Genomic DNA, 1,680 nt, shown 5'->3' on the forward strand with positions numbered 1-1,680 from the left:
ATGATATGCTCCCAATAAGGTGGACAGATGAAATAATAAAAATCTGTTTACTTTATTGGGGGTTTTTTTATGGCTAAGAGGGGGACATATTCTGCACAAGAAAAATATGGGCTTATTTTAGCTTTCGATTCTAGGGAGTTTCCTGCACGTGACTTTAAGCATCATTTTGGTGTGGCTGCTTTTACTGTTCGAAAATGGAAATACCTTTATGAAACCTATGGGTTGGAAGGACTTCAAAAAGCTAAGGGCTGGAAACATTACTCGGAAGAACTTAAATTGGCTGCTGTTCAAGATTACCTATCTGGAAATTACTCGTTAATTGATGTTATTCGTAAATATGAAATATCAAGTGATTCAGTGTTGGAAAAATGGATCAAGATTTATAATGGTCGTAGAGATTTAAAAGGGACGAGGAAAAGGACGGAAAACTCTATGACAAAAGGTAGATCCACCAAACTAGAAGAAAGATTAAAGATAGTAAAGCACTGTCTTGAAAATAGTAAAGACTATAACCAGACTGCTCAACAGTTTAAAGTATCCTACCAGCAGGTGTACCAGTGGGTAAAAAAGTACATGGAAAAAGGACAGGATGGTCTTGAGGATAAGCGTGGTCGTCGTAAGGAAAACATTGAGCTTACTCCGGAGGAAAAAAACCAACGGGATATAAAACAGTTAGAACTAGAGAATGAACGTTTACGTGCGGAGATTGCGTTTTTAAAAAAGTTAGAGGAGCTCGAAAGGAGGCGGCATCGCTAAATCAAGTACGCTTAACAGAAACTTACACTGCTATTCAAGAACTTCACCAGGAAGAGAATTTCTCCATATTACTATTATGCGAGATTGCTAGAGTTTCACGATCCGCATATTATAAATGGCTTCATCGTCTCCCTTCCGAAAACGAAAGGATAAATGAAAACATTCTGACAGAGATGAAGCGACTACATAAGGAATTAAAGGGGATTCTGGGATACCGTCGAATGGCTATATATATTAGTCGGTTATTTGATATGCAAATCAACCGAAAACGTATTTATCGACTAATGAAGGTAGCTGGCATCGAATCGGTTATTCGGCGTAAACGCAAAAAGTATGTACGTTCGTCCCCGCAGCACGTAGCTGAGAACATATTAAATCGTGAATTTAAAGCTGAAAATCCTAACGAGAAGTGGGTTACCGATGTTACAGAAATGAAATACGGTACGTCTCAGAAGGCTTATTTAAGTGCGATATTAGATTTGTATGACGGTTCGATTGTGAGTTATGTGTTAGGAACATCTAACAATAATCCACTCGTAATGAAAACATTGGATCAGGCAATTAAAAAAGCAGATGGGGCCACTCCACTAATTCACAGTGATCGGGGATTCCAATATACTTCGCATGAATTTAGAAGGAAAACGAAAAAAGCAAACATGAAACAAAGCATGTCGAGAGTAGGAAAATGTATTGATAACGGACCCATGGAGTCTTTTTGGGGAACATTGAAGTGTGAGAAATATTATCTAGATAAATACGAAACATTTGAAGAACTTGAAAAAGCAATTGAGGAGTACATACATTTTTATAATCATAATCGTTTACAAGGACGACTAAACGGCCTTAGTCCCCTAGAGTACAGGACTAAAGCCGCTTAGTGTGCTTTATTTATTTCCACTGTCTACTTGACAGGGGGCAGTTCAT

The 1,680-nt window shown here is 38.0% G+C and carries 1 protein-coding gene; it reads left to right on the plus strand.

Annotated features, from left to right (window positions below; all coding sequences use genetic code 11):
- Positions 1-69: 69 nt before the first annotated feature.
- A protein-coding gene (locus ACE38V_RS23185; protein WP_375845106.1) for an IS3 family transposase occupies positions 70-1,634 on the plus strand; the annotation gives its coding sequence in 2 pieces (ribosomal slippage) (positions 70-715 and positions 715-1,634; 1,566 coding nt in all).
- Positions 1,635-1,680 lie beyond the last annotated feature (46 nt).

Origin of the sequence: Cytobacillus sp. Hz8, from assembly GCF_042263505.1 — a bacterium.
In the GTDB taxonomy this organism is placed as follows: domain Bacteria; phylum Bacillota; class Bacilli; order Bacillales; family Cytobacillaceae; genus Bacillus_BE.